At 72.3% G+C, this 3,498-nt stretch carries 3 protein-coding genes; all 3 read left to right on the top strand.

From position 1 onward, the window contains the following. Positions 1-1,362, top strand: a 1,362-nt coding sequence (locus tag AB0I68_RS38835; RefSeq protein WP_363182160.1) for an aldehyde dehydrogenase family protein, incomplete at its 5' end; no start/stop codon positions are given. Between the two features lie 39 nt (positions 1,363-1,401). After that, positions 1,402-2,976, top strand: a complete 1,575-nt coding sequence (locus AB0I68_RS38830; RefSeq protein WP_363182161.1) for a GMC oxidoreductase — start codon at positions 1,402-1,404, stop codon at positions 2,974-2,976. Continuing rightward, a partial coding sequence (locus AB0I68_RS38825; protein WP_363182159.1) for an ATP-binding cassette domain-containing protein occupies positions 2,973-3,498 on the top strand: 526 nt, incomplete at its 3' end. The genes AB0I68_RS38830 and AB0I68_RS38825, both read left to right, overlap by 4 nt.

The raw sequence follows: 3,498 nt of genomic DNA, 5'->3' as shown, positions 1-3,498 counted from the left end.
GCGGACACCGACGCCGCCGTCGGCGCCGCCCGGGCCGCCTTCGACGGTGGCGAGTGGCCCGAGACCCCGGTCGCGGAGCGTGCCGCCCTGCTGCGCCGCACCGCCGATCTGCTCCAGCGTGACCGCGAACGCATCGCGCTGCTGGAGAGCCGGGACGCGGGCAAGACCCTGGAAGAGGGACGCGTGGACGTGGACTGCGTCAGCGACGCCTTCCGCTACTTCGCCGACCTGGTGACCGGCGAGAGCGCGGGACGCGTGGTCGACGCCGGCTCCCCCGACATCCACAGCGTCGTGGTCCACGAACCGGTCGGTGTCTGCGCGTTGATCACCCCGTGGAACTACCCGTTGCTCCAGGCCAGCTGGAAGATCGCCCCGGCCCTCGCCGCGGGCAACACCTTCGTCCTCAAGCCGAGCGAGATCACCCCGCTGTCCACGGTGGAGCTCATCGGCCTGCTGGCGGAGGCCAGCCTGCCGGCCGGTGTCGCCAATCTCGTGACGGGTGCCGGTGACCCCGTCGGCGCCCGCCTGTCCGCCCACCCCGATGTCGACCTCGTCTCTTTCACCGGCGGCCTCGCCAGCGGTACGAAGGTCATGCGCGCGGCGGCCGATTCCGTCAAGAAGGTCGCCCTCGAACTCGGCGGCAAGAACCCGAACGTCGTCTTCGCCGACGCCTGCGCCACCGAGGACGGCTTCGACACCGCCGTCGACCAGGCCCTCAACGCCGCCTTCATACACAGCGGCCAGGTCTGCTCCGCCGGCTCCCGCCTCATCGTCGAGGACCGCGTCGCCCAGCGCTTCGTGGCCGAACTCGCCCGCCGGGCCGACCGGATCCGCCTCGGCCGCGGCACCGACCCCGGCGTCGAGTGCGGGCCCCTGGTCTCCGCGGCCCAGCTCGCGCGGACGCAGGAGTACGTGGACTCCGCCCTCGCCGAGGGCGCGGTGCTGCGGTCGGGCGGCTCCCGGCCGGACGGGCCCGGCTACTTCTACCGGCCGACCGTCCTGGACGGCTGCCACCGCGGGATGCGCGTCGTGCGGGAGGAGGTCTTCGGGCCGGTCCTGACCGTCGAGACCTTCCGTACGGAAGACGAGGCCGTCGCGCTCGCCAACGACACCGAGTACGGACTCGCCGGCGCGGTGTGGACCGCCGACCAGGGCCGCGCCCGCCGGGTGGCGGGCCGACTGCGCCACGGCACCGTCTGGATCAACGACTTCCACCCCTACCTGCCGCAGGCGGAGTGGGGCGGCTTCGGCAAGTCCGGCATCGGGCGCGAACTGGGCCCGGCCGGCCTGGCCGAGTACCGCGAGACCAAGCACGTGTACCAGAACCTCGCTCCGCGCCCCGTGCGCTGGTTCGCGGGCTGAAGGAGGAGGAGAACCATCAACACGAACACGAATGCACATCTGAACGCGCATACGAACACGGGCCCGGGTGCAGCGGCCGCCGGGTCCGTCCAGGAGTACGACTACGTCGTCGTCGGCGGCGGAACCGCCGGCTCGGTCATCGCCTCGCGCCTGACCGAGGACCCCGGCACCACCGTCGCCGTCATCGAGGGCGGCCCCAGCGACGTCGACCGGCCCGACGTGCTCACCCTGCGCCGCTGGATGGGACTGCTGGGCGGCGAACTCGACTACGACTACCCGACCACCGAGCAGCCGCGCGGCAACTCCCACATCCGGCACAGCCGCGCCCGCGTCCTCGGCGGCTGCTCCTCGCACAACACCCTCATCGCCTTCAAGCCCCTGCCGTCCGACTGGGACGAGTGGTCGCAGGCCGGCGCCGAGGGCTGGCACGCGGCCGCCATGGAGCCGTACTTCGACAAGCTCCTCAACAACATCGTCCCGGTGGCCGAGAAGGACCGCAACGCCATCGCCCGCGACTTCGTCGACGCCGCCCGGGCGGCTCTGGGCGTCCCTCTCGTCGAGGGCTTCAACCGCAAGCCGTTCCACGAGGGCGCAGGCTTCTTCGACCTCGCCTACCACCCGGAGGACAACAAGCGCTCCTCCGCCTCGGTGGCCTACCTCCACCCCGTGATGGACGACCGCCCCAACCTCCGCCTCTTCCTGGAGACCTGGGCGTACCGCCTCGAACTCGACGGCACCCGGGTGCGCGGTGTGCACGTACGGGCCGAGGACGGCACGCCGTCCCTGATCACCGCACGCCGTGAGGTGCTGGTCTGCGCGGGCGCCGTCGACACCCCGCGCCTGCTGCTGCACTCCGGCATAGGCCCGCGCGCCGACCTGGAGGCCCTCGGCATCCCGCCGGTGCACGACCTGCCCGGGGTGGGCGAGAACCTGCTCGACCACCCGGAGTCGGTGATCGTCTGGGAGACCGACGGCCCGATCCCGGAGAACTCGGCCATGGACAGCGACGCCGGCCTGTTCGTGCGGCGCGACCCGCAGTCCCAGGGCCCCGACCTGATGTTCCACTTCTACCAGGTGCCCTTCACGGACAACCCGGAGCGCATCGGCTACGAACGCCCCGCGCACGGGGTGTCGATGACCCCCAACATCCCCAAGCCCCGCAGCCGCGGCCGCCTCTACCTGACCAGCGCGGATCCCGAGGTCAAACCCGCCCTCGACTTCCGCTACTTCACCGACGAGGAGGACTACGACGGCCGCACCCTCGTGGACGGCATCAGGCTCGCCCGCGAGATCGCCGCGACCGAGCCGCTGGCCGGCTGGCTGAAGCGGGAGGTCTGTCCCGGGCCGGAGATCACCGACGACGACGCGCTGTGCGCGTACGCCCGCTCGGTCGCCCACACCGTCTACCACCCGGCGGGCACCTGCAAGATGGGCGCCCCCGACGATCCCACCGCCGTCGTGGGCCCCGACCTCAGGGTGCGCGGCCTCGACGGCATCCGGATCGCGGACGCCTCCGTCTTCCCGACGATGACCGCGGTGAACCCGATGATCGGAGTCCTCATGGTGGGCGAGAAGGCCGCCGACCTGCTGGCCCTGGAAGGCGGTACCCGGTGAACGCCACCCCCACCACACCTGCCACCCCCGCCACCCCTGCCGACACCCCCGTCTTCTCGGTCGAGGGCCTCTGGAAGGTCTTCGGCCCCAAGGGCGCGGCCGCGAAGGTCCCCGGTTCCGAGCACGCCGGGCTGCCCGCCGCGCAGCTGCGCGAACGTACCGGCTGCACGGCGGCCGTCCGCGACGTCACCTTCGACGTCCGCAAGGGCGAGGTCTTCGTCGTGATGGGTCTGTCCGGCTCGGGCAAGTCCACCCTCGTACGGTGCCTCACCCGGCTGATCGAGCCCACGGCCGGGACCCTCGCCCTCGACGGCGAGGACGTCCTCGCGATGGACGCCGGCCGGCTCCGCGAACTGCGTCGTCACCGGGCCGCCATGGTCTTCCAGCACTTCGGCCTGCTCCCGCACCGCAGCGTCCTGGACAACGTCGCCTACGGCCTGGAGATCCAGGGCGTCGGCCGCGCCGAGCGCCGCGAGAAGGCAGCCGAGATGGTCGAGAAGGTCGGCCTCGCCGGGCTCGAGG

It is taken from the genome of Streptomyces sp. NPDC050448 (assembly GCF_040655295.1).
Lineage (GTDB): Bacteria > Actinomycetota > Actinomycetes > Streptomycetales > Streptomycetaceae > Streptomyces.
Note: the sequence above shows the minus strand (reverse complement) of the source record. Positions and strands in the feature narration are given on the sequence as shown.